The following is a 24,212-nucleotide window of genomic DNA, read 5'->3' on the forward strand; positions in this document are numbered from 1 at the left end:
GACAGTCCGTTGGGGAGGCTTCGATCCACAATGGCGGTCCTCCGCCGGCGCGGCAACCGTCCAGCGGCCCGCCATCGCCGAAAGTGTTCCGCGTCATCGCCTTGCGAACCCGAAAGCCGCCACTGGCCCCGACTGCCCGCTTGTGCGCCGCCCGGCGCCGCCTCGCCAGCGACGGGCGCGCGGTTGTCTTTCTCTCGATCCGACAACGGCAAGTTGCACTTTACGAGCAGAGGAGAGTTGCATTAGCACAGCCGCAACCGTCCCGAGTTCACCATGCGGTTAGCCAGTCCACGATTCCCTGGAGAGACCAGCTTCATGCCCGGACTGCCCAAGCCCATCGAGGATACCGCCTTCGACCTCGCCCCCATCTCGATGTGGATCGAGGACTTCAGCGAGGTCCGTGCGCTCTTCGACCAATGGAGGGCGGACGGGATCACCGACCTCCGCGCCTTCCTCGAAGAGGATCTTGCACGCGTGGCCGCCTGTTCGCGCCGGATCCGTGTCGTGAAGGTCAACGCGCGCACGCTCCAACTCTACGAGGCGCGGGACCTCGATCATCTGGTCGCGAACCTCGGACTGGTGTTCCGTGACGAGATGCTTCAGAGCCACATCAACGAGCTTGCGCAGCTCTGGGCGGGTGAGACGAGCTTCTCCGGCACCGCGGTGAACTACTCGCTCGGCGGCAGGCGTCTCGACATCCAGCTGCGCGGGGCGGTGCTGCCCGGATCCGAACAGAGCCTCGAGCGCATCCTCCTCACCTGCGAGGACGTGACCGCCCGCGAGGAGGCCCGGAGACGCGAGTTGTTGAGCCGCCGCTATGCCGAGGGGATCTTCGAGCATTCGCCGGTCTCGCTCTGGGTCGAGGATTTCAGCCAGATCCGCCAGCTCATGGAGAACCTGCGCTCGCGCGGGATCGTCGACCTGCGCGTCTTCACCGACGTGCACCCCGAATTCGTCCGGCAATGCATGGGCGAGATCCGGGTGATCGACGTCAACAACGCCACGCTCGAGATGTTCTGCGCACCGGACAAGGCGACGCTGCTCAGCCGGCTCCGCGACGTGTTCCGCGACAACATGGAGCAGCATTTCCGCGAACAGCTGATCGATCTCTGGAACCATCACTACTACCACAGCCGGGAAGTCGTGAACTATGCGCTCGACGGAACCGAACGCGCCGTCATCATGCACTTCGCCGTGTTGCCGGGACACGAGCACGATTGGTCGCTTGTGCAGGTCGCGCTGACCGACATCACCGCACGCAAGAAGGCCGAGGCCTATCTTGCCTATCTCGGCAAGCATGACGTGCTGACGGGCGTCAACAACCGTGCCTTCTACATCGACGAGCTGAACCGGCTCGAGCGGCAGAAGGTGCGGCCGGTCTCGGTCGTCATGCTCGACCTGAACGGGCTGAAGGCGGTCAATGACGAGCTGGGACATGATGCCGGAGATCAGCTTCTCCGGAGAATGGGCGAGGTGCTGAAGGAGGCCGTGGGCGAAACCTGTCACCCGGCGAGGATCGGTGGCGACGAATTCGCCGTCGTCATGCCGCGGGCGGCCGAGGTGGAAGCCGAGGCGATGGTCGATGCGATCAGGCGCCTGCTGTCCGTGAACAACAAGTTCCACTTCGCAGTCCCGCTCTCGGTCTCGATCGGCCATGCGACCAGCATCGCCGGAGAAACGACCGAGGAACTGGTAAGGCGGGCCGATCAGCGGATGTACGAGGAAAAGCGCAAGTTCTACGCGGAGGCCGACCGCCGCGCTCCGGCCTCGGTGCTCACGGCGCGCTGAGATGCCCCGAGTGACGGCTACCCGCCTCTGCGGCCGGGCCGCTTGGCCGCCGTCGGCATCAGATGCTGCCGGCGTGCGACGCTTCGGCCAGTGACCGGGGCAGCGGCCTGCGCCGAACCTCTGCCAGGATCCGCGCCAGTGCGCTGGTGTAGGCGTCCATTCCGTAGCACGAGACCATGATCTGACGCGCCGCCCGGCCCAGCCGTTCGCGCAGCGGCGCGTCCGAGAGCAGCCGCAGCATGGCCGCCTTCAGTGCATCGGCATCCCCGGGCGGCACCAGAAGGCAGGTCTCGCCATCGCGGAAGAAGTCCGCCGGTGCCCGTGTGCGCGTCACGACAAGCGCCTTGCCCATGGCCATGGCCTCCATCGCCACCGCATAGCCGCTGGCATGCTCCACGTCCTCAAGCGGCAGAACCACCATTGACGCGCTCCGATAGAGATCGCGGAGCTTCGTCATGGATCCCGCACTGCCCATCTGGCAGTTGCCCGGCAGTTCGACCATCGCCGCATCGGCGATCCAACTCGACCCCGAGGCGATGCGGAAGGTCGCCGGCACATCGGCCATGCAGGCCGCCAGGGTCGCATAGTCCCGTTGCGCCGCACCGGCGCTCAGGATCAATGGCGGCCCGGCCTGCGGTTGCTCGGCCGGGGTGAAAAAGGCGCAGTCGACCGGCACGCACAGTGTCCGGCAGCGCTGGGAAGGGATGCCGAAATCGTCCATCAGCCGGTGCCGGATCGGCTCGGAGAGCGGCAGGAAATGAATGTTCGGGTCGTGGCGCGCGAGCCGCGCCCAGATCCGGAATTTCCGGTTGACGAGGTAGTGCCCGTGCACGCCCACGAGAAGCGGCACCCGTTTCCCCCGCAGCCGCAGCGCGATCGCCACCGGCACGCCTATGTCCTCGGCCACGCAGAGGATCGCGTCGAAGTTCCCGGCCTCTTCGGCCACCGCCTCGGCCGGTCCGAACCGTTCCCCCAGCGCCCGACGGAGAAGGCGCGAGGCACCTGGTGCCGAATCCTTCGTGAAGAGGCGCGCCGACAGACTCTGGAGATGCGTGAAATCGAGCGCGGGGTTCTCGCCGCATTCGATCCTTCTCTTGACGTCGGCGGGAACCGAACCGCTGACGACGCAGGCAAGGCGCGAGAAATCGGGTCTGTTCATGGGATGGCCCCGGACATTGCGCATGAGCTTCCGTTGCTCCTCCGAGGGGTCTCGGTGGAACCTGTGGATTGCAGCTAAGGGTGAGCACGGGGCGGATTACGCCCCTTCATTCAAGGAACCGTCTTTGCGAGGCACGTCACCGCCAGGCGCGACCCCGTCGCTTCATCAGCACGAGACTTGTCACTACGATCGGGAAGGTGAGGCGTCGCGAGCTGTCCTGCAAGGCGTCGAAAGGTTCAGACGGCCTTCCTGCGCGGAATGAAGCTCAGTCGGCGGGGCCATGCACGCCAGTGGACCGGATATTCTCATCCGTGGTGCAAACGCAGGCAGTTCCATGACTGTCGGCATGGCCTCGCACGCCGCAGCCGTCGCTTCAGGCGAAGGGCAGCCGCCAGGTCCCCCGGCGGTTGCCCTTCGTCGATCAGTGCTCGCCGCCCTCGGCCTTGTCGGCCGGGCGCGCGTTCAGCAACCCGTAGTTCTGCGCCCCGATGCTGTCCATCAGCCCGAGCTGCGTCTCGAGGAAGTCGATATGACCCTCTTCGTCCGCAATCAGCGCTTCGAAGAGACCCTTCGAGACATAGTCGCCGACTTTCTCGCAGTGATCGCGCGCCTCGATATACAGCGTGCGGGCGTCGTGCTCGGCCGCGAGATCGGCGTCCAGCGTTTCCTTCAGGTTCTGGCCGATGCGAAGCGGGTCGAGCGCCTGCAGGTTCGGATGCCCCTCAAGGAAGATGATCCGCGCGATGAGGCGGTCGGCGTGGCGCATTTCCTCGATGCTCTCCTCACGCGACTTGTCGGCGATGGCGCCGAACCCCCAGTCTTCCTGAAGGCGGTAGTGCAGCCAGTATTGGCTGACGGCCGTCAGTTCCGACCGCAGCGCCCTGTTCAGATATTCGATGACCTTCTCGTCGCCCTTCATGTCCGTCCTCTTGTTTTCCGGATCCGATGCCGCGGCCCGGATCCCGTGCCCGATTGCGATCCCGACCACGGCGGGGATGCACCTGTGGCCGGACCGCAAGGCGCCTCCAGGCCGGAAGCGCCGGCCGCAGAATGGAAGCGTTCCGGCGGGAAGGCAACAATTCTGGCGAAAAACATAAGGTTGACCTCATCCATCCGCTTGAGGTGCGAAGAAGTCCGGCGATCTGCTCGGACCTTGAACCGGGCCGGCCGCATCCGACGGACGCCGCGCCGCGCGCCTGCGGCAGCCCGCCGCAGGCAGACGGGGGCGCGAGCGGCCGATCTTCTATCCGCTGTCGTGATGGTCAACCGCACGAGATGAGATTGGCGCTGCGCCCCGGGCTGCGCTAAGGCAATCCCGGATCCCGAGGATGGCCAGATGACCGACGCAACCGTTGCCCCGAACGAAGACAGTGCGCGTGGCATCGCCTTTGCGCTGTCGGCCTATCTGCTGTGGGGCTTTCTGCCGATCTACATGAAGGCGCTGGCGCATGTGCCCCCCTACGAGGTCGTGGCGCACCGGGTGATCTGGTCCGTTCCGGTGGCGCTGGCCGTGCTGGTGGCGCTCGGGCGCACCTCGGAACTGCGCGTGGCGCTGCGTTCGCCGCGCATGCTGCTGATGGCCTCGGCCACTGCGGCTCTCATTTCGATCAACTGGGGGATCTATGTCTGGGCCATCGGCGCGGGCCATGCGCTCGACACCGCGCTCGGCTATTACATCAACCCGCTCTTCAGCGTCTTTCTCGGCGCGGTCCTGCTGGGCGAACGCCTGGGGCGGCTGCAACTGGCCGCCATCGCGCTTGCGGTGGTGGCGGTCGTCGTCCTCACGGTCGAGGCCGGGCGGCTGCCCGTGGTGGCGATCAGCCTGACCTTGACCTGGGGCTGCTACGCCTACCTCAAGAAATCGCTGCCGATCGGCCCCAATCAGGGCTTCCTGCTCGAGGTGCTGATCCTGCTGCTGCCCGCGCTTGCGGTGGCGGTCTGGGTCGAGGCCAAGGGCGAGGGCCATTTCCTGCACGGCAGCCTGTCGGACCAGGCGCTGCTGCTGGGAACGGGGCTCGTCACGGCCACGCCGCTCATGCTCTACGCCAACGGGGCGAAGCTGCTTCGGCTTTCGACCATCGGCTTCCTGCAATACGTCGCGCCGACCATGATATTCCTGACGGCGGTCTTCGTGTTCGGCGAGCCCTTCGGCCGCGCCGAGGCCATCGCCTTCCCGATGATCTGGCTGGCGCTGGTGGTCTTCACGGTCGCGCTGATCCGGTCGAGCCGCCGCTAGGCCTGCTGCTCCTCCTCAAGGCCGAACTGCTCAGGCGCCATCATCACGTCGGCTATCGTGAACTCGTCGAGCGTGTTCATGAAGGACGAGACCGCCTTGGCAAGGATCGGCGGAAGCCGGCAGGGACGGGTGATGCAGCAGGCGTTGCCCTGCTGGAAGCACTCCACCAGTGCAAAGTCGGTTTCGGTGGCGCGCAGGACCTCGCCCAGGCGGATCTCGTTCGCCGGCCGGGCGAGGCGGAAGCCACCGGTGCGGCCGCGCGTGCCCTGAAGAAACCCGGCGTGGATGAGGTTCATCACCACCTTCTTCAGGTGACCTTGGGATATGCCGTAGACCGAGGCGGTCTCGCCAATGGTCACAAGCCGCCCGTCCTCGATGCTCGCCGCATAGAGCAGGACGCGCAGGGCGTAATCACTGAACTTGGTCAATCGCATCTTGCACTCCGGGGAAAACCGCATGCCCCTTTTACGCAGGCAATCGCGAATTGGCGTTGATCGCAATCAAAAAACGGAATGAGTTGGCGGTCAGGCGCAAGTGCCGCAGGCGATGGCGTCGGACTTGCGTTCCGGAGCAGCCGACAAGTGCAGCCGACAGATGCCTTCGGCGGAAGGCGTTCCGCGACAGGCTCATGCCCGCGCCAGTGCCTCGCGAAGCGATCGGGCGGGGGGCGCGGGGTTGCGCAGGTCGAGCGACGAGATCAGATCCAGCAGGTGGCCCTTCATCATCTCTTCCGCGCGCGAGCCGTCGCCGTCCTCGAGAGCCTTCAGCAGGGCATGGTGGGCGTGGCTTTCGCAAAGCGCGGTTCGTCTCTGCCAGTAGAGCGCGATGATGAGCGAGGACCGCGCCACGAGCTGCGTGATGAATTCGCGCAGGGTTTCCTGATCGGCGATGGCCGCTATCTCGATGTGGAACTGGCCCGAGAGGCGCAGCGCCCGCCCCGGATCCCCGTCCGCGAGTGCCGCATGCTCCTCGTCGATATGGCGCTGCAGACGCGTGATATCGGCGCCTGTTGCCCGTTCGGCGGCAGAGCGGGCTGTGCGCGGTTCGAGCAGGGCGCGGGCCTCGAAGACCTCGCGCGCCTCGCGGACGGACGGCTGCGCGACGAAGGCGCCGCGGTTGCGCTTCAATGTGACGAGCCGGTCATGTGCCAGTTGCTGCAGCGCGGCCCTCACCAGGGTTCGGCTGACACCGAAGATCTCGCCCACCTCGTCCTCGGACAGCTTGGCTCCCGGCTGGATCCTGTGTTCGTGAATCGCGAGTGCGAGGCGACTGGCGACTGCGTCGCTGCCCCCGGATCCGGTCTGTGCGCTGTCACTCGTCATGATGCCTCGCAACTGTCCTGCCTGATTCCTCGCGCCGGGCCTGCTGCGGAGCAAGACCGGGGTGCCTCCGCACAAGTTTGTATACGATCTTGCATCGGATCATGTTCCTGAGCCGGGGTGGTCGCTGAAAAATCGGGCAGCGGGAAATTTCCATCGGCTCACGGATGCGCCGCAATTGCCGCGGGCGAACCATCTGCGTCAGCCTGAGGACAGGCAGAGACGGGGGTGCCATGCGGACCGGACACGATCTTGAACTCGTGCATGTGACGAAGCGCTATGGCGGATCCGCCGTGGCGGTCTCCGACGTCAGCCACCTGTTCGCAGGAGGAAGCTATGTCTGCCTGCTCGGCCCCTCCGGCTGCGGAAAGTCCTCGACACTGCGCATGATCGCGGGTCACGAGACGGTCACCGAAGGGTCGATCCTTCTGGAGGGCAAGGACGTCACGCGCCTGCCGCCGGCGAAGCGCGGGACGGCGATGATGTTCCAGAGCTACGCGCTCTTTCCGCACCTGTCGGTCACGGACAACGTCGCCTTCTCTCTCAAGATGAAAGGGGTCGACGGTGCCGCACGGCGCGCGAAGGCCGCCGAGATGCTCGAACTGGTGGACATGCAGCGCTATGCGGATCGGCTTCCGAGCCAGCTCTCGGGCGGCCAGCAACAGCGCGTGGCGCTGGCGCGTGCGCTCATCACCGGGCCGCAGGTGCTGCTTCTGGACGAGCCGCTGTCGGCGCTCGACCCGTTCCTGCGCGTCCGGATGCGCGGCGAGCTGAAGCGGCTCCAGCGGGAGCTCGGGATCTCGTTCATCCACGTCACCCACGGGCAGGACGAAGCCCTCGCGCTGGCGGACGAGATTGTCGTGATGAACAACGCGAAGATCGAGCAGGCCGGGCCGGCGCGCGAGGTCTTCAACGCGCCTGCCACCGAATTCGTCGCCCGCTTCATGGGTGGCCACAATGTCGTGTCGCTGCCGCGGGGCCGCTTCGCCATCCGCTGCGACGAGATCCGCCTCGTATCCGGGCCGGAGGGCCAGCTTTCGGGTCAGGAGGCGGTCGTGCAGGCCGTGGAATACCAGGGCGCCCACGTTGCCCTGACCGTTCGGGCAGCGGGAGATCAGGAGATCGTGGCCCTGATCCCCGAAGCGGCCTTCTTCGAGCGACCGAAACAACCGGGCGACGCCGTGCGCCTCGCCTGGGACGAGGGGCGGCTGCACCGCCTCCACGCCTGATCCAGTTCAACAGAGGGATGACTTCTATGAAAAAGAACCACTACAGCCGCAGGACGCTGCTCAAGGGCGCGGCGGCGGCCGGCCTCGCTTCGGCCTTCCCTGCGCCGATGATCTGGGCGCAGGACATCAAGGACGTCACGCTGCGCCAGTTCGGCACCGGCGTGTCGAACCTCAACGAGGTGGCGCAGAAGGTGAAGGAGGACCTCGGCTTCACCCTCACGATGACGGCGCTCGACAGCGACGCCGTCACCCAGCGCGCGGCGACCCAGCCCGACAGCTTCGACATCGCCGACATCGAATACTGGATCTGCAAGAAGGTCTGGCCGACCGGCAACCTGCAGGCGATGGATACCTCGAAGATCAAGAACTACGACAAGATCGTGGGCATCTTCCGCTCGGGCAAGCTCACGCCGGAGTCGACCATCGCGCAGGGCACTGCGCCGCACACCGTGGGCTTCACCTCCGGTCCGGGCGGCACGGACTTCGTTCAGGAAGAGTCGGGCTGGATGACGCTCATCCCGACGATCTACAATGCCGACACGCTGGGCATCCGCCCCGACCTCGTTGGCCGTCCGATCGAAAGCTGGACCGAGCTTCTGAACCCCGAGTTCAAGGGCAAGGCCTCGATCCTCGACATCTCGTCGATCGGCATCATGGATGCCGCCATGGTCTGCGAGGCGATGGGCGAGATCACCTACGGCGACAAGGGCAACATGACCCGGGAGGAGATCGACAAGACCATGGCGATCTTTACCGAAGCCAAGAAGGCCGGCCAGTTCCGCGCCTTCTGGAAGACCTTCGACGAGAGCGTGAACCTGATGGCCTCCGGCGAGGTCGTGATCCAGTCCATGTGGTCGCCCGCGATCACGGCGGTGAAGTCGCGCGGCATCCCCTGCGTCTACCAGCCGCTCAAGGAAGGCTACCGGTCCTGGGGTGGCGGCATCGGCCTCTCGGCCAATCTCGACGGCCTCGCCCTCGAGGCGGCCTACGAATACATCAACTGGTACCTCTCGGGCTGGGTCGGCGGCTTCCTCATGCGCCAGGGCTACTACTCGGCCGTGCCGGAAACGTCCAAGGAGTTCATGTCCGAGAACGAATGGGGCTACTGGTTCGAGGGCAAGCCCGCCACCGACACGATCACCAACCCGCAGGGCCAGCCGATGGCGCAGGCGGGCGAGGTGCGCGACGGCGGCTCGTTCGAGGAGCGCATGGGCCGCGTCGCCTGCTGGAACTCGGTGATGGACGAGAACCAGTACATGGTCCGCAAGTGGAACGAGTTCATCTCGGCCTGATCCTGGACTGTCCGGGCGGTGTCTCCGCCCGGACGGGCTCGGAGCCGCCTCCGGCCGGTCATGCCCGGCACAGGCGGACCCCTGTTGACACTTCAGGTTAAGATCAGCGCTCAAAGCATTGCGCACAAATCTTTATCTGCGCCTCTTCACGGAAGGGAGGCGCAAGGCGCATACCGCCGGTCAACCGGCGCACGGGCCTCTCCTCGGGCGGAGAGGCCGCCAGACCCGCGGAGGAAAGATGGAGCGCATTCTTAGATCACCGAACGTGACAGGCTGGCTTCTGGCCGCACCGCTGGGCCTCGTGCTTGCGGCCTTTCTCGTCCTGCCCATCGTGATGATCGTGATCGTGAGCTTCTGGACGGCGACCGAGTTCTCGATCGTGCCGGCCTTCTCCTGGGAGAACTACGATTTCCTCTTCGGGTCGGAGGTGACCTACCGGGTGTTCCTGAACACCTTCAAATACGCCGCGATCACCTGGGCGGTGACACTGGTCCTCGGCTTTACCGTCGCCTATTTCCTCGCCTTCCACGTCCGGAGCCAGACCTGGCAGACGGCGCTCTTCCTGCTCTGCACCATCCCGTTCTGGACCTCGAACATCATCCGGATGATCTCGTGGATCCCGTTCCTCGGCCGGAATGGCATTGCAAACTCGACCCTCATCTCTTGGGGGGTGATCGACCAGCCGCTCGACTGGCTCCTCTTCTCGGATTTCTCGGTGATCCTCGCCTTCGTCCACCTCTACACGCTCTTCATGGTGGTGCCGATCTTCAACACGATGATGCGCATCGACCGCAGCCTGATCGAGGCCGCCAGCGATGCCGGGGCAACCGGCTTCCAGACGCTCGTCAACGTGATCCTGCCGCTGACCAAGCCCGGCATCATGATCGGTTCGATCTTCGTCATCACTCTCGTCATGGGCGACTTCATCACCGTGCGCTTCATGTCGGGCTCGCAGGCGGCGAACGTGGGCCGTCTGATCTCGAACGACATCGCGCTGCTGCAGTATCCCTCGGCCTCGGCCACGGCGGTGGTGCTGCTCGTGACCGTGCTGATCACGATCAGCATCCTCCTGCGCCTCGTCGACATCCGGAAGGAGCTCTGAGCCATGGAACCGCGTCCGCGCTCGTTCTACGTCCTCGCCGGGATCTTCGGCCTGTTCCTGCTCTTTCTCTACGGTCCCACGATCACCATCGCGATCCTCTCGTTCCAGGGGCCCGAAGGCGGGCTCACCTTCCCGATGCGGGGCGTCTCGGTGCACTGGTTCCGCGATCTCTTCCAGCAGCAGGCGGTGGGCGATATCTGGGGCGCCTTCGGACGCTCGCTCCTCCTCGGCCTGATGGTGATGGTGACGACCGTCGTCGTCTCGGTCATGGGTGGCCTTGCCTTTCGCAAGAAGTTTGCGGGTTCGGGGCTTGTCTTCCAGCTCGTCGTGGCGAGCCTCGTGATCCCGTCGATCCTCGTCTCGCTGGGGGTGGGGCTGATCTTCTCGCAGGCCGGCCTGCCGGTGCACTGGGCGAGCTCGGGCTTCGGCGCGCAGCTGACCTGGACGCTGCCCTTCGGCCTTCTGATCATGTTCGCGGTCTTCAACCGCTTCAATCCCGCCTACGAGGAAGCCGCGCGCGATCAGGGCGCCAGTGCCTGGCAGACGATCCGCCATGTCGTCCTGCCGATCATCGCGCCGTCGCTGATCGGGGTCGCGCTCTTCGGCTTCACGCTCTCCTACGATGAATTCGCGCGGACCCTGCTGACATCAGGGAGCCACAACACCCTGCCGCTCGAGATCTACGGCATGACCACCAACGTCACGACACCCGTTATCTTCGCGCTCGGCACGCTGACCACGGTCTTCTCCTTCATCGTGATCGGGGTGTTCCTGCTGACGGTCTGGACGCTCGGCCGCAGGCGCGCCCGCGCCGGATCCGATGCGGGCAAGGGGGTCTGAGTGAAGCTTCTCTACATCAACCCGAATTCCACCGCCTCGATGACCGAAGCGGTCGTCCGGATCGCGCGCGAGGCGGCATCTGGGCTCGAGATCATCGGCTGGACCAACGAGGACGGGCCCCCGGCGATCCAGGGTCCCGAGGATGGGGCGGCGGCGGTCGCGGGGATCCGGAAGCTCCTGCCCGCGGCCCGGGACGCGGGCGTCGACGCGATCGTGCTGGCCTGTTTCGACGACACCGGCCTCGCCGAGATCCGTGCCGCGGCCCATTGCCCGGTGATCGGGATCGGACAGGCGGCCTTCCATCTGGCCGCGCTGCTCGGCCACAGGTTCTCGGTCGTGACGACGCTGCCGGTCTCGGTGCCGGTGATCGAGGAGAACCTTTCGGCCTACGGTCTGGCCGGCCAATGCGCCCGCGTGCGCGCCTCGGGCCTTGCCGTGCTCGAGGTCGAGGCGGCCGAGGCGCCGGCGCTGGCGCGGCTGGCCGAGGAAATTGCCCAGGCCGAAGCCGAGGACGGAATTGCGGCGGCCATTCTCGGTTGCGCGGGCATGGCACCGCTCGCGCGCGCGCTTTCGGCCGGCACGCGGCTGCGCCTCATCGACGGGGTGGCTGCGGCGGCACATCTCGCGCCCGCGCTGGTCAGGGCCTCCCGATCATCAGAGAGGGCGTGACCTTCGGCGGGAAAGCAGCTATTGGTCAGTTTTGCGGACCAATTACGGGCTAGTCATGATTTCCCACCTGACCCTCCTGCTCCTCCTGCAACTCGCGGGCGAGGTGATCGCCCGCGGGCTGGGCCTGCCCGTTCCGGGCCCGATCCTCGGGCTTCTGATGCTGCTCAGCCTCTTCGCGGCCCGGCCCGACCTGTCCGAGCGCATCAGGTCGACGAACGCCGCGATCCTCGGCTACATGTCGCTCCTCTTCGTTCCGGCGGGGGTGGGCATCGTCGGCCACCTCGACCTCATCGCGGACGAGGCCGTGCCGCTTCTGGTGACGCTGGTGGCGAGCACCCTGCTTGCCCTGCTGTCCGCGGCCGCGGCTTTCACCGCGGTGGCCCGCCTGACCGGGCAGCGCGATGAGTGACGTGACCGAGATCTGGAGCTATCTGTCGCGTGGCCCGCTCCTTTGGCTCGTGATGACGCTCACCGCCTTCGTGGTCGGCAGCTTTGCCTTCGAGCGCGCGGGCCGCAGGGCCTGGGTCAATCCGGTGCTCATCGCGGTCCTCCTCGTGGCGGCGACGCTGAAGCTGACCGGCACGAGTTACGCCACCTACTTCGAAGGCGCCCAGTTCATCCATTTCATGTTGGGGCCGGTGACAGTCGCGCTGGCGACGCCGCTGTGGGACAACCGCCGCGCGGTGCGTGCGGCGCTGCTGCCCATGGCCGCCGCGCTGGCGGCGGGGCTGGCGGTGGCACTCGGCAGCGTGACACTGATCGGGCGGGGAATGGGCCTGCCGGTCGGAACGATTCTCTCGATGTTGCCGAAATCCGCCACCGCGCCGGTCGCCATTGGAATTTCCGAGGGCATCGGCGGCTCTCCGACCCTCACGGCCGTGCTGGTGCTGCTCACGGGCATCGTAGGCGCCATCCTTGCGCCGCCGCTGCTCGCCTTGGCGCGGATCCGCGACCCACGGGCTCGCGGTTTTGCGGTGGGACTCGCCGCGCATGGGATCGGCACGGCGCAGATGCTGCTGACCGACGCCCGGGCCGGCGCCTTCGCCGGCATCGGCCTCGGTCTTGGCGCGGTGGCAACGGCGCTGCTGGCGCCGCTCTTCGCGCACTGGGTCTTCTGAGGGTCCGGCGGGAGCCTTGCCGCCTCGAGCGTGTTGGGTCTCCGTGACGTGCCTGCGGGAGATGCCGATGACCTCCGAGACCCTGATGCTGCAAACCCCCGGCTGGAGCCACCCCGATCTGCCGGTGGTGATCCACCGAGGGATGCTGCCGGTCAACGCTGACGAGGCCGAGGACCTTGCCGCGCGCAATGGATGGCGGCCCCAGTGGCGCAATGGGGTCTTTGGCTACGACCATTTCCACAGCATCGCCTTCGAGGCGCTCGGCGTGCTCGAAGGCCGCGCGCGGTTGAGGCTCGGGGGGCCGGAGGGGAAGGCGGTGGAGGTGGAGAAGGGCTACCTCCTCATCCTGCCGCCCGGAACCGGTCATCGCCTTCTCGAGGAAGCCGGCGGCTTCCTGATCTTCGGCGCCTATCCCTAGGGGCAGGATGACTGGGACATCTGCCGTACCCCGGCCGATCCGGCTGCCGCCACGCGCATCGCGGACGTGCCGACGCCGCCGCACGACGCGGCGGGACGGACATATCCTCCGACATCGCCGGAGGTGCCGTGAGCTTGCGTCAGAGGCCGTAGACCAGCGGAATGACCACGGCAGCGGCTACGCCCATCAGCAGGTTGAGCGGAACGCCCACGCGGAGGAAATCGCCGAAGGTGTAGCCGCCGGGACCGTAGACCAGCAGGTTGCACTGATAGCCGATGGGCGTCGCGAAGCCGAAGGATGCGCCCATCATCACCGTGACGAGCAGCGGGCGCGGATCGACGCCGAGCCGCTCGGCCAGTCCGATTGCAACCGGCGTGACCACCACAGCCACGGCGTTGTTCGACAGAAGCTCGGTCAGAAGGGACGTGAGGGCGAAGACACAGAAGACCAGCAGCCAGGGCGCCATGCCCGAGAGCCAGGGCTCCGCCCATCCCACGATCAGTTCGACTGCGCCGGAATGCTCTAGCCCCGCGCCTACCGCGATCATGCCGAAGAGCATCGCCATCAGCCGGCCGTCGATCGAGGAGAAGGCCTCCTCCGAGTCGATGCAGCGGGCGACGAGCACCACCGCCACACCCAGAAACGCGAGAATCTCGATCGGCGCCACGTCGAAGGACGACAGCAGGATGATTGACGCCAGCACCGCCACGGCGATGGGTGCACGCTTGCGGCGGAAGGCGCGCTCCTGCGGATGCGAAAGATCCGCGAGGTCCATGTCCTGCGCCAGCCGCCGGATGTCGTCCGTGGAGCCCTCGAGCAGCAACGTATCGCCCACGGCCACGACCACGTCGTCCATCTGCCGCCCCAGGTTCCGGTTCCTGCGATGCACGGCAAGCGGATAGACGCCGTAGCGCCGGCGCAGGCGCAACTCGCCCAGCGACCGGCCGACCATGCGGCAGCCCGGCGTGATGAGGACCTCGACCGTCTGCGTCTGAACCGAGGCGAGCCGATCCACCAGATTGAGGTCGCGATGGTCCTGCAGGGTCAGGATCTCGCCCATGGGCGAGCGCAGCACGATCCGGTCGCCGGCCGCCAGTTCCACCGCCGCCAGTGCGCGGCGCAGCGAGGCGTCGCCGCGCAGGACGTCGATCACCTGCACGTCGCTGCGCCGGAAGATCTCGACCTGATCGAGCGAGCGGCCGATCAGCAGGGATCCTTCCGGGACAGCCACTTCGGTGAAGAACTTCATCCTCCGTCTGCCGGTCAGCATCCCGGCCATGGATGTCCGGGACGGCAGCAGCCTCGGCCCCAGAACCGCGAGGTAGAGCATCCCCACCACGGCAAGCGGCAGGCCCACCGGCGTGATGTCGAAGATCCCGAAGGGTTCGAGACCGTTCGCGCGGGCGACCCCGTCCACGACGAGGTTGGTCGAGGTTCCCAGAAGCGTGATCGTCCCACCCATGATCGAGAGATAGGATAGCGGGATAAGGAGCTTGGAGGGCGAAGTTCCCATCTCTGCGGCAAGCTGGATGAAGACCGGCAGGAAGACGACGACGATGGGCGTGTTGTTCACGACCGCGGACATTCCGACGATGCCGACGCCCAGAACCGCGACCGTCGTCACCGGCCGGAGGCCGACGTGCCGCGTGGCTAGTCGCGTCACCCAGTCGAGTGCCCCCGTCCTGACGAGCGAACCGACGATCACGAACATGGCGGCGATGGTCCAGGGCGCGGCGTTGGACAGGATGTCCAGAACCTCGTCCTGCGGCAGGAGCCCGAGCAGAACCATCACCGTCGCGCCGGAGATGGCCGTCACCTCGACGGGAACCGTCTCGAGCACGAAGAGCACCAGCATCGCGAGGATGACCACGATCGCAGCCCAGGGCGCGGTCGCGGGATCGAGATGGAGTGAGAGCATGAAGGCCTCGGGTTCGGGGTCAGGTGCAGGCCTGTGCCCGTCGCTCGCCGCCGGCGCTCGGCATCGGAAACGGGGTCGCCTGTGCGGAAGGACCGCATGAGCGGACAAATCCTCCGTCCCGCGGCGCAAGGCAACATGATTCTCCTGTAGTTCCACCTGATGACGACACATGCCTGCGCCGCGTGGAACCGCCGCTTCCCGCGCGGATCCGGACCGGCGAGGCGGTTTCGGATCTCCGGTCAGGCTGAGGACAGGACGGCCTGCCGTCGCCGTGGCCGCCAGAGCAGCCGGACCAGTTCGAAGATCGCGAGATGGGGCAGGTAGAAGGCGAAGACCTGGATCCGGTCGAAGAGGCCGCTGAAGTCGTCGGCCGTGGCGATACCGCCGGTGAAGGCATGCCAGAGACCGTATTGCATGCGGAAGAACCACGAGCCGAGTGCAAGGATCACCAGTCGCCCTGCCCATGCCCGGTGCGCGGGATCCCGTCTGCGGGCCAGTTGCACCGTGCGGATCGCGGCCAGTATCAGGAGGAGGCCATAGAGCCCGAAGCCGAGGCTCATCAGCGGCCCGCCGATCGTGCCCTCGAGAGCGATGTAGACCAGACCTCCCGCTCCGGTCGCAAGCGCGAGCGCTGCCACCGAATAACCGAGGACATGGTGAAGCCGCGGCCACCAGCGCCGGACCGGCGCCAGCAGTTGGAGCGGGGCGAGCAGGGTCAGCAGGCCCCCCAGCACCATGTGGCCGTAGATCGCGAAGGTCGCCGCCATGGCATCCCGGTGGAAGAGACGCGACTCCGACTGCTCGGTTGCAGCGGTCAGGCTCAGCCCGCGCGCGACCGAATGCTCGACGAACCACCAGACTCCCAGCACCAGAAGCGCCACGGACAGGACACCCAGAACGGAAAGAAGAAGTCTCACCGGCACCTCCGGCCCCGGCTGGCAGGGCGTTGTCGCAGGAGATAGGCGCGGCGCGGGCATCGGCCAGTGCATCCGCGGCACGGCTGTTTCCGGCATGGCCAAGTTGTCGCACCTTCGGCCGCGAAAGAAGGCGTTTCTCCCCTTGTGGAACGCCGGTGAGCACCCACGTCAGAAGAAAGGCCCGGTTCAAGGAGAAGTCACCATGACAGTCGAAACCCATCTTTCCACGCTGCAGCGGCGCCATGACGATCTCGACGAGGCGATAACTGCGGCGGCGCGCGATCATGGCGTCGATGATCTTGAGATCCAGGCCATGAAGAAAGAGAAGCTGCACCTCAAGGACGAGATTGCCCGGCTTCAGGCGACGACCGACTGACATCCCGTGCTTCGACGACAGGGCCCCGGTCGGACATGCCGCACGGGGCCCTTTCCGTTTGCGCCCGCCGCGCGTGAACGCGCGAGGCTGTGTTGCCCTCGCGTCCGATAGTGTGATCATGCTGCCACATCGACGGCAGGCCGGGACCTTCGGCAATTGATCCGGTTTCCGGCCGCCCTTATCCCTCCCGGGCAGGCAAGAACCGGAAGCAGAACAATGAATAATCAAGCACTCCTCATCTCGGCCGCCATTGCGATTCTGCCTCTTTCCGGCGCGGCGCAGACGGTCGAAGGTGCGGTAACGCTGGGCTACGGGATGACCGATCTGTCGGGCACCGATGCCGACATGAATACCCTGAGCCTCGACGGCCGCTTCGGCCTCGCTCTGGACAACGGGCTGCGCTTCGGCGTCGATCTCTCGGGCGCCACGACCGACATCGAGGACGTGTCCGAGGACGTGACGCAGAGCTTCGCCGGCCTCTACGGCGGCTACGGCTTCCAGAACGGGGCGACGCTCGGCCTCTATGGTGAGCAGGCGCGGATCGATCTCGAGGATTTGGGCGACGCGACCATTCGCTCCTACGGCCTGATGGCCGGCTATCAGTCCGAGGGGTCGCAGATCACGGGCTTCTACGGCGAAAGCGACACGGGCGACGAGCTGCCGGACGGCGTGGACGTGACCGACTTCGGCGCGACCTTCCGCTACAGCGGCCTCGGCGGCGCCACCGTCGGCGCGAGCGCCCAGCGGACGACCATCTCGGTGGACGGGCTCGGGGACGTCGACTTCGACTTCATCGGACTCGCCGGCTCCTACGCGGTGCAGCCAGGCTGGACTCTGTTCGGAGGGATCAGCGGGGCCTCGCTCGACCTGATCGATGCGGATCTCACCACCCTTGGGATCGGCGTCGCCTACGACCTGTCGGACGTCATGCACACAAATGCCTCGGTCTCGCTCGAGGTGGCGCGGTCCGAACTCGAGATCGCGGGCGCGGACGGAGACGCCACGAGCCTGCGCCTCGGGCTGAGCATTCCGCTCGGTGCCCGTGGCTTCTCGGTTCCGATGAACAGCGTGGCGGACTCGGTGCTGAACCCCCGCCACAGCGCGATCACCTCGGCCGACTTCTCGGCTTTCTGATCGGGTTCCGCGAGGGCGCTGCCACGCCGCGGCGGACAGCAGGGCCCGCCTTGGTCAAGGCGGGTCCTGCGATGGCGGCCTTCGTTCAATGCAGACCCCCCGAAGCTGCCACCGCCGCCACTGGCGGTGGCGGTGCGGAAGCCTATCTCTTGCGAATGCCACATTCCTCGAACCGACGCCTCGGCCGATCCTTCCCGACCTCGACCACCGGCGCGCCCGGCTACGTCTGGGCGCTGGTGGGCGTGATCGCCGTCATCGAACTGCTGCTGACGGCAGCGGATGCAGGCTGGCTCGGAGACGCCCGCCTGCGCACCATGGCCATCCTGCTCGGCGCATTCTGGCCGCCGATCCTGGCCGCCGGAGCGGGGGAGCTCTACCCCTTCCAGCGCGAGGTCATGTTCGTCAGCCACGCCTTCCTCCATGCGAACCTGCTGCACATGGTGATGAACGGCGTGATCCTGCTGTCTCTCGGCAAGGCAATCGGAGAGCGCGTGGGCGGAGCGCGGACCCTACTGTTGTTCCTGCTCTCGGCCATCGCCGGCGGGGCGGCCTTCGGCCTGATCTCGATGACGAACGGACCAATGATCGGGGCGTCGGGTGCCGCCTTCGGCTTCTTCGGACTCTGGAACGCATGGGACTTCCAGCGCCGGCGCGAGCGCGGACTGTCCCCGCGCCCGGTTCTCGGAACGGTGCTCGGCCTCGTCCTCATCAACGTGGTGCTCTTCGTCTTTCTGCAGGGCGGGCTTGCCTGGGAAGCGCATCTGGGCGGCTACCTCATGGGATGGGCCGCAGCCTTCACCTTCTGCCGCCTGAGGTGAGACGAGCGTGTCCCGTAGCCCGTGCCACACGGTCCCCAATCTCTGCGACGGGGCAACCACTTGAGCGGGCTGCATCTTCATCCTAGACTCCGGCGAGTTTGATCGGAGTTTCCATGTCCCAGCCGCCCGCTGTCCTCTTCGTCTGCCTTGGCAACATCTGCCGATCGCCCCTGGCCGAAGCCGCGTTCCGCGCGGCTGCCGACGAACGCGGGATCCGGGTCGAGGTGGACAGCGCGGGGGTCGGCGGATGGCACGCGGGCGAGGCGCCCGATCCTCGGGCGCAACATGTGGCGCAGGAGAACGGCATCGACATCGGCCATTATCGTGCGAGGCAGGTCGTGCGGCGCGACTTCGACCGGTTCGACCATATCGTGGCGCTCGATCTCGAAAATCTCGCGGCCTTGCGGCAGCTTCGTCCGCAAGGCGCGCGTGCGCGGCTGTCGCTTCTTATGGACCATGTGCCGGGACGCTCGGGCCAGGCGGTGGCCGATCCCTATTACGGCGGTCCCGAGGGCTTTCTCAGAACATGGTCGGATGTGACCGCCGGGGCGGATGGTCTGCTCGCCCGGCTGCTGGATCCTGCCTGACGAGCGCCGCCGACGCGCCGGAGCTTTTCGGGGTCGAGGTCCTGCACGTCGAGCCGCTGCGCGGCGGCGACCTGTCCAAGGTGCTGCGCCTCACGTTTGCCGATGGACGGCACGCCGAGGTGGATCCCTCACGCCTTTCACCACACCTCCTGCCGAAGTCCATGCGGACCACGGTCAGCCCGAGGCGGGAGCGGCGAGCCGGCGCGGCATCTGCCAGCTCTGACCGGCTCCGGTGCAGCCGACGCTCTTCGGTAGTGGCTTGCCGGGGCCTCGTGGAGCGGCGCCCCGGCGCGGGCCGAAGATCGCAGCGCCTCAGGCGTCCGCCGTCACGCGACGGCGGAGGGGCAGCTTCTCCGACGCGACGCGCAGGCCCTCGCGCAGCGTCTCGCGCCCCGAGGGTGTGAGCGAGATCATGAGCGCGGTCAGCGCATAGGCGAGAAGGCCGCCCTGCACCAGCGCGATGAACCCGGATCCCGGAAGGTGTGGCTTCACGAACCACAGGATCGCCATGACCAGATGGACCGACACGACCAGCGGTCCGACCCCGCGCAGCATGTCGACGAGCCGGATCGGCCCGCTCCGGCAGGTCAGCCCCCAGATGGCGGGCACCTTCAGGTATTCGGCAACCGCGACGGCCACCACCACACCGATCAGCCCGAACGGAAGGCCAGCCAGCACGGCCGCACCGGCGAAGAAGGCGTGGATCAGGCCCGAGTGGAAGAAGTCCTTCGAGCGGCCCTGGCTCAGGAACAGCCACCCTGCGATGTTGTTCAGTGGCTGCACCAGTCCCGCGATGCCGAGGGCCGTGAAGATCGCGACGCTCCCGTCCCAGTTCCCGCCGAAGGCGAGCGGGATCACGACGTCGGCAAAGGCTGCGGCACAGGCCATCATGGGCAGCAGCAGGAAAAGAAGCAGCCCTGCGACGCGGACGAAGGCGCTGCGATAGCGGTCCGGCTCATCCTGAAGTCGCGAGAGGGCGGGCACCATCACCCGCGCCAGCGGGTTGAAGATGGAGTTTGCCGGCATCAGCACGAGCTTGAAGGCCCGGTCGTAATAGCCCAGCGACTCGCCCCCGAAGGCGCGCCCGATCACCACCTTGTCGACGTTCATCGAGAAGAAGTTGGCGAAGTTGAACCCGGTAACGCCCGCGCCGAAGTTCAGGAGCGGCCGCCAGCCCTCGATCCGCCGGGGCAGGCCCGGCCGCCAGCGCGAGCCGAGCCACATGCCGACGGTGGGCACGATGGTTCCGACGAGCGCACCTCCAAAGAGCGCCCAGGGGCTCGGATGGATCCATCCCCAGAGCGCGGCCGCCGCGAGCGAGCAGACCGCGCCGGCCACCTGGATGACGCCCAGCCGCACATATTGCATGCGCCGGATGAGCAAGGCGCCGTGCTGGGCGCCGAGGCCGTTCAGCGCGATCGTGACCGACAGGGCAGCGATCAGCGGGCCGACGCGCGGCTCGTGGTAGAACATCGCGACGAGGGGCGAGGTCACGAGCAGCAGGACGGTCAGCGAAAAGCTGAGCGCCACGTTGATCCAGAACAGGAAATTGACTTCCTCGTCCTTCAGGCCCTTCTTCTGCACGGTGGCTGCGAGCAGCCCGAAATCCTGCAGCATCATAAGAAGGGCGATGACCGGAGTGCACATGGCCACGAGGCCGAAGTCCTCGGGCGACAACAGGCGCGACAGGATCACGACGGATCCGATCTGTGTGAGCATCAGCGCCGCCTGGGAGATGACGGTGACGACGGCCCCCCGGCTCGCGGTCGCTCGGAGAACGCCTTCAGGCGGGTCGAAGGCGCTGGAATCGGAAGTCACGTCGGAAATCTCCGTCACGATGGGGGGGCGGCAGCGCGGCGGGATCAGCAGACCTCGCCCGCAGTCCCGCGGCAAGCCTTTTCGGACCAGGGCCGCGAACGCAAGCTTCACGCTCCGCGCCGCGGCCGATCATCCCTGCGAGATCGGCGCGGCGCACTCCTGCGGCCGCGCCTGATCAGGATGGGGTTCGCGTCAGGCCCGCCGAAGCTCGATCTGAGGTTCCGGGGACGCATCCTCCATGAGGCGCAGGACCAACTCCGCCAGCGACGATGTGCCGGTCTTCGAGTAGATGCTCCGCAAGTGCGACCGCACGGTTGACCGTGCGAGGCCCAACTCGGCCGACGCGCCCTCGACCGAGAGACCCCGGCTGAGCAGGAGGCAGACGCGGAACTCGGCGCGGCTGAGGTGCATCGGGTTCGCCTCGCTCAGGATCGGCCTGCCGGCGGCAACATCGGCGCGGTTGCGGTGGCCTGCGATCGCGCGGGTGACGATGCCGCTCTGGCGGTTGGCCCAGGAGCGCGCGAGCATGGGCAGGACCGCCTCGATCGCGGCCTGCAGTTCGGGCATCAGATCCTGCCGGAAATGCAGTTCGACATGATCCCGCGCCGAGGGTCCGGCGGAAAGGACCAGGGCCACGAATTCCTTCATCCGCCGCGCGCCCTGCCAGTCGGCGAGGGCCCCGTCGCCCTCGGCGGAAGAGCCTAGCCAGAGACTGCCAGCCGAGGCCCGGCGGAACGCGTCGCCAAACTGGCCTTCGCCATAGGAGAGCACGAGCGGCCGAACCGGCGCTCCGCGGCGCTCGTCATGCATGGCCACCCGCTGCTGCGTCCCGTCGGCGAGGGAGCGCACGATCATGCCGCATTCGGCGCCGACACTGCGCACGAGTTGGGCGAGTGCCTCTGCCAGGCTCTGGCGTCCGCGAAGGGCCTCGCAGAAGTCGGTCATGGCATCGACCACGGCGACATGAACCACGGCGGGTCGGCGTTCGGCGGCGGTTCCGATTTTCCAATGTTTCGTCATGAAAATGCGTTCTCCTGAAGTCGTCGGCGTAAAATGGCCAGCGATGGGAAATTCCATACTTTAGGCTATGTCGATAATCCGTATAACCTCTTGCCCCATCTGTTAGGCAGGTTTCAATGCCGCAAGGGCGAAGTCAACAATCGGTCGCGTGATACTGTCGAAAAAGACCGGGCCTGCACGCGGGAGTAATCGTTTCGCCCGCGTTCGCGCAACCTGAAGCCGTAAAGCGGCTCACTCCTGCATCGGGCGGGAAACGGGTGCCGATCCTGATGTCCGGGACGGCGGCGGACCCATGGGGCCTCCACGCGCTCATTCTCGAAACGCGTCTCGGCAAGAGGCCGCCGCAGCCTGCGAAAATTCTTGCACGGAGAGGCCCCGCAGAATCGGTCAGTGTGATCGAGGGATCTTCATTGCCGTCTGACGGCGGTCGGCGGGTGCGACGCCCGCAGCAGTGCGGGCGCCGCCGTGACGGGCGGGCGGAGCCGGGGAGCTGCGGCCCGCCGCTCGCCCTAACGCAGGTGGTTCGGAGGCTCGAGGCCCCAGACCGGCGTGTCGATCCCGGCCTGCCGCGCCTTCAGTTGCAGCGACAGATAGCGCGAATAGTGCCGCGACTGGTGCAGGTTGCCTCCATGGAACCAGAGCCCCTCCTGCATCGTCGGCTTCCACATGTTGCGCTGTTCACCCTCCCACGGACCAGGGTCCTTGGTCGTGTCCGATCCGAGACCCCAGCACTTGCCGACCTTGTCCGCCACCTCCTGGCTGATCAGGTCCGCCGCCCAGCCGTTCATCGAGCCGTAGCCCGTCGCATAGACGACGAGATCGGCGGGAAGCTCGGTGCCGTCCTTCAGCACGACGGCGGTTTCGGTCAGGTGACTGACATCGGACCCCGACTTCAGCTTGATCGACCCGTCGATCACCAGATCGCAGGCGCCGACGTCGATGTAGTAGCCCGAACCGCGCCGGAGATACTTCATGAAGAGGCCCGAGCCGTCGTCGCCGAAATCCAGCATGAAGCCCGCCCTGCCCAGAGCCGCGTAGAACTCCGCGTCGCGGCGCTGGATCTCCTCGTACTGCGGGATGTGGAACTCGTGCATGATCCGATAGGGCACCGACGCGAAGACCATGTCTGCCTTTTCGTGGTCGATGCCGTTGGCCAGCGCCTGCTCGGAATAGAGACCCGAGAGGCAGACCTCCATCAGGCTGTCCGACTTGACGATATGGGTCGAAGAGCGCTGGACCATCGTGACGTCCGCTCCGCCTTCCCACAGCGCCGCGCAGATGTCGTGCGCCGAGTTGTTCGAGCCGATCACCACCACCTTCTTGCCGCGGTAGGCATCCGGGCCGGGGTGCTGGCTGGAATGCTGCTGCTCCCCCTTGAAGATGTCCTGGCCGGGGATGACCGGCACGTTGGCCTTGCCCGACATGCCCGTGGCGAGCACGAGCTGCTTGGGGCGCAGCACGACCTCCTCACCGTTGCGGTCGACCACCACCGTCCATTCCTTCGTGGCCTCATCGTAGCGCGCGGATTTCGCCGTGGTGGAGGACCAGTAGTTCAGCTCCATCACCTTCGTATACATCTCGAGCCAGTCGCCGATCTTGTCCTTGGGCGCGAAGACCGGCCAGTTGTCCGGGAACGGGATGTAGGGCAGGTGGTCGTACCAGACCGGATCGTGCAGGCAGAGCGACTTGTAGCGCCGCCGCCAGCTGTCGCCCGGCCGCTCGTTCTTCTCGACGATGATCGTGGGCACGCCCAGTTGCCGTAGCCGCGCGCCAAGCGCAATACCGCCCTGGCCGCCGCCGATGATCAGCACATAGGGCTGCTCCTCGTAGCCCAGCCGCTTCGCCTCTTCCTCGCGCTTCTCCTTCCAGGTCTTGCGGTTGGGATCGTGGCCATGCTCGGCCCCCATCGGCCGGCGGATGCGGCGCGGCTCCTCGTGGCCCTTCAGCTCGTGGAGAGCCGTCAGAAGCGTCCAGACCTTGCCGTCCTTCATCCGGACATGCCCCATGCCGCGCCCCGCGGCCGTCTCGAAGGCAAGCCAGCCCTCGGTCACGCCGTCGGCCGCCGTCACCATCTCCGCCGGGTCCAGCGACAGGGCCCGGGGCGCGATGGCTGCCAGCTGCGCCGAGGCCATCTCGCGGATCCGGTCCTTGCCCTCGCAGGTCTTGATGTTCCAGGTGAAGGCCGCGAGGTCGCGCCAGAACCCGGTCTCGAGGAAGCAGTCCGCGACCGCTTCCGCATCCTGCGCCACGAGGGCCTTCTCGAGCTTCGCCACGAGAGCGGCGAGTTCGAGGCTTTCACTTTGATCGAGCATGTGTGTCTCCCTTCTTCCTCCGGACAACAGCCTCCGCCGCGGAGGCGACGACGCAAAATGCGGATTCTCGGGCACCGGATTTCAGGCACTTGGCGGCGGCACCTGTCGCACGGCATGCAACAGGTGTTGCAGCCCTGGCGCC

General features: G+C 66.6%; 23 protein-coding genes. 14 read left to right on the forward strand and 9 right to left on the reverse strand.

What is annotated here, in order from left to right; translation table 11 throughout:
* The first annotated feature begins 315 nt into the window (after positions 1-315).
* Positions 316-1,788, forward strand: a complete 1,473-nt coding sequence (locus ACTVZP_RS12330) for a diguanylate cyclase domain-containing protein (protein WP_443212441.1) — start codon at positions 316-318, stop codon at positions 1,786-1,788.
* A 58-nt stretch (positions 1,789-1,846) separates the two neighbouring features.
* On the opposite strand, the gene ACTVZP_RS12335 is transcribed toward ACTVZP_RS12330, so the two are convergent.
* Positions 1,847-2,947: a glycosyltransferase family 4 protein gene (locus ACTVZP_RS12335; protein ID WP_443212442.1), complete on the reverse strand. Its 1,101-nt coding sequence runs from the start codon at positions 2,945-2,947 to the stop codon at positions 1,847-1,849.
* Between the two features lie 421 nt (positions 2,948-3,368).
* On the reverse strand, positions 3,369-3,866 hold the full coding sequence (gene bfr, locus ACTVZP_RS12340) for a bacterioferritin (protein ID WP_443212443.1): 498 nt from the start codon (positions 3,864-3,866) through the stop codon (positions 3,369-3,371).
* Between the two features lie 417 nt (positions 3,867-4,283).
* Here bfr and rarD point away from each other — a divergent pair, with 417 nt between their 5' ends.
* Positions 4,284-5,183 carry an EamA family transporter RarD gene (gene rarD, locus ACTVZP_RS12345; RefSeq protein ID WP_443212444.1) on the forward strand — a complete coding sequence of 300 codons (900 nt, stop codon included), beginning with the start codon at positions 4,284-4,286 and terminating at the stop codon, positions 5,181-5,183.
* Here rarD and ACTVZP_RS12350 read toward each other — a convergent pair.
* Entirely contained in the window at positions 5,180-5,617 is a 438-nt protein-coding gene (locus tag ACTVZP_RS12350) for an RrF2 family transcriptional regulator (protein WP_443212445.1), read from the reverse strand. The genes rarD and ACTVZP_RS12350 overlap by 4 nt on opposite strands.
* A gap of 192 nt (positions 5,618-5,809) precedes the next feature.
* Positions 5,810-6,505, reverse strand: coding sequence for a GntR family transcriptional regulator (locus tag ACTVZP_RS12355; protein WP_443212446.1), 696 nt, complete (start codon positions 6,503-6,505; stop codon positions 5,810-5,812).
* A gap of 230 nt (positions 6,506-6,735) precedes the next feature.
* Here ACTVZP_RS12355 and ACTVZP_RS12360 point away from each other — a divergent pair, with 230 nt between their 5' ends.
* The 8 genes from ACTVZP_RS12360 to ACTVZP_RS12395 all read left to right on the forward strand — a co-directional run bounded on the left by ACTVZP_RS12360 (position 6,736) and on the right by ACTVZP_RS12395 (position 13,170).
* Entirely contained in the window at positions 6,736-7,731 is a 996-nt protein-coding gene (locus tag ACTVZP_RS12360) for an ABC transporter ATP-binding protein (RefSeq protein ID WP_443212447.1), read from the forward strand.
* 26 nt (positions 7,732-7,757) lie between these two features.
* Positions 7,758-9,023, forward strand: coding sequence for an ABC transporter substrate-binding protein (locus ACTVZP_RS12365; protein WP_443212448.1), 1,266 nt, complete (start codon positions 7,758-7,760; stop codon positions 9,021-9,023).
* A 238-nt stretch (positions 9,024-9,261) separates the two neighbouring features.
* A complete protein-coding gene (locus ACTVZP_RS12370) occupies positions 9,262-10,125 on the forward strand; it encodes an ABC transporter permease (protein WP_443212449.1) in 864 nt (287 codons plus the stop codon).
* 3 nt (positions 10,126-10,128) lie between these two features.
* On the forward strand, positions 10,129-10,965 hold the full coding sequence (locus tag ACTVZP_RS12375) for an ABC transporter permease (protein WP_443212450.1): 837 nt from the start codon (positions 10,129-10,131) through the stop codon (positions 10,963-10,965).
* Positions 10,966-11,634, forward strand: a complete 669-nt coding sequence (locus tag ACTVZP_RS12380; RefSeq protein WP_443212451.1) for an aspartate/glutamate racemase family protein — start codon at positions 10,966-10,968, stop codon at positions 11,632-11,634.
* A gap of 55 nt (positions 11,635-11,689) precedes the next feature.
* Positions 11,690-12,043, forward strand: a complete 354-nt coding sequence (locus ACTVZP_RS12385) for a CidA/LrgA family protein (protein WP_443212452.1) — start codon at positions 11,690-11,692, stop codon at positions 12,041-12,043.
* Positions 12,036-12,752, forward strand: coding sequence for an LrgB family protein (locus tag ACTVZP_RS12390; RefSeq protein ID WP_443212453.1), 717 nt, complete (start codon positions 12,036-12,038; stop codon positions 12,750-12,752). Before ACTVZP_RS12385 ends, ACTVZP_RS12390 begins: the two co-directional genes overlap by 8 nt.
* A gap of 67 nt (positions 12,753-12,819) precedes the next feature.
* A complete protein-coding gene (locus ACTVZP_RS12395; RefSeq protein WP_443212454.1) occupies positions 12,820-13,170 on the forward strand; it encodes a cupin in 351 nt (116 codons plus the stop codon).
* Between the two features lie 139 nt (positions 13,171-13,309).
* Here the strand turns inward: ACTVZP_RS12395 and ACTVZP_RS12400 are convergent, their stop codons facing one another.
* Positions 13,310-15,088 carry an SLC13 family permease gene (locus ACTVZP_RS12400; RefSeq protein WP_443212455.1) on the reverse strand — a complete coding sequence of 593 codons (1,779 nt, stop codon included), beginning with the start codon at positions 15,086-15,088 and terminating at the stop codon, positions 13,310-13,312.
* A gap of 239 nt (positions 15,089-15,327) precedes the next feature.
* On the reverse strand, positions 15,328-16,005 hold the full coding sequence (locus ACTVZP_RS12405) for a DUF2306 domain-containing protein (RefSeq protein ID WP_443212456.1): 678 nt from the start codon (positions 16,003-16,005) through the stop codon (positions 15,328-15,330).
* A gap of 202 nt (positions 16,006-16,207) precedes the next feature.
* On the opposite strand from ACTVZP_RS12405, the gene ACTVZP_RS12410 reads away from it, so the two are divergent.
* The 4 genes from ACTVZP_RS12410 to ACTVZP_RS12425 all read left to right on the forward strand — a co-directional run bounded on the left by ACTVZP_RS12410 (position 16,208) and on the right by ACTVZP_RS12425 (position 18,920).
* On the forward strand, positions 16,208-16,381 hold the full coding sequence (locus ACTVZP_RS12410; RefSeq protein WP_443212457.1) for a YdcH family protein: 174 nt from the start codon (positions 16,208-16,210) through the stop codon (positions 16,379-16,381).
* A 216-nt stretch (positions 16,382-16,597) separates the two neighbouring features.
* Positions 16,598-17,515, forward strand: a complete 918-nt coding sequence (locus ACTVZP_RS12415; RefSeq protein WP_443212458.1) for a porin — start codon at positions 16,598-16,600, stop codon at positions 17,513-17,515.
* Positions 17,516-17,670: 155 nt separating this feature from the next.
* Complete coding sequence (locus ACTVZP_RS12420) at positions 17,671-18,333, forward strand: rhomboid family intramembrane serine protease (RefSeq protein ID WP_443212605.1); 663 nt, start codon at positions 17,671-17,673, stop codon at positions 18,331-18,333.
* Positions 18,334-18,446: 113 nt separating this feature from the next.
* The gene (locus tag ACTVZP_RS12425; RefSeq protein WP_443212459.1) at positions 18,447-18,920 is read left to right on the forward strand and encodes a low molecular weight protein-tyrosine-phosphatase; all 474 of its coding nucleotides are present in this window, start codon (positions 18,447-18,449) and stop codon (positions 18,918-18,920) included.
* 312 nt (positions 18,921-19,232) lie between these two features.
* Here the strand turns inward: ACTVZP_RS12425 and ACTVZP_RS12430 are convergent, their stop codons facing one another.
* The 3 genes from ACTVZP_RS12430 to ACTVZP_RS12440 all read right to left on the reverse strand — a co-directional run bounded on the left by ACTVZP_RS12430 (position 19,233) and on the right by ACTVZP_RS12440 (position 24,070).
* Positions 19,233-20,738, reverse strand: coding sequence for a lipopolysaccharide biosynthesis protein (locus tag ACTVZP_RS12430; RefSeq protein WP_443212460.1), 1,506 nt, complete (start codon positions 20,736-20,738; stop codon positions 19,233-19,235).
* Positions 20,739-20,930: 192 nt separating this feature from the next.
* The gene (locus ACTVZP_RS12435) at positions 20,931-21,758 is read right to left on the reverse strand and encodes a helix-turn-helix transcriptional regulator (protein WP_443212461.1); all 828 of its coding nucleotides are present in this window, start codon (positions 21,756-21,758) and stop codon (positions 20,931-20,933) included.
* Positions 21,759-22,267: 509 nt separating this feature from the next.
* On the reverse strand, positions 22,268-24,070 hold the full coding sequence (locus ACTVZP_RS12440) for an NAD(P)-binding domain-containing protein (RefSeq protein WP_443212462.1): 1,803 nt from the start codon (positions 24,068-24,070) through the stop codon (positions 22,268-22,270).
* Positions 24,071-24,212: the final 142 nt, after the last annotated feature.

The sequence above is a fragment of the Rhodobacter sp. NSM genome (assembly GCF_052244495.1).
Classification (GTDB): domain Bacteria; phylum Pseudomonadota; class Alphaproteobacteria; order Rhodobacterales; family Rhodobacteraceae; genus Cereibacter_A.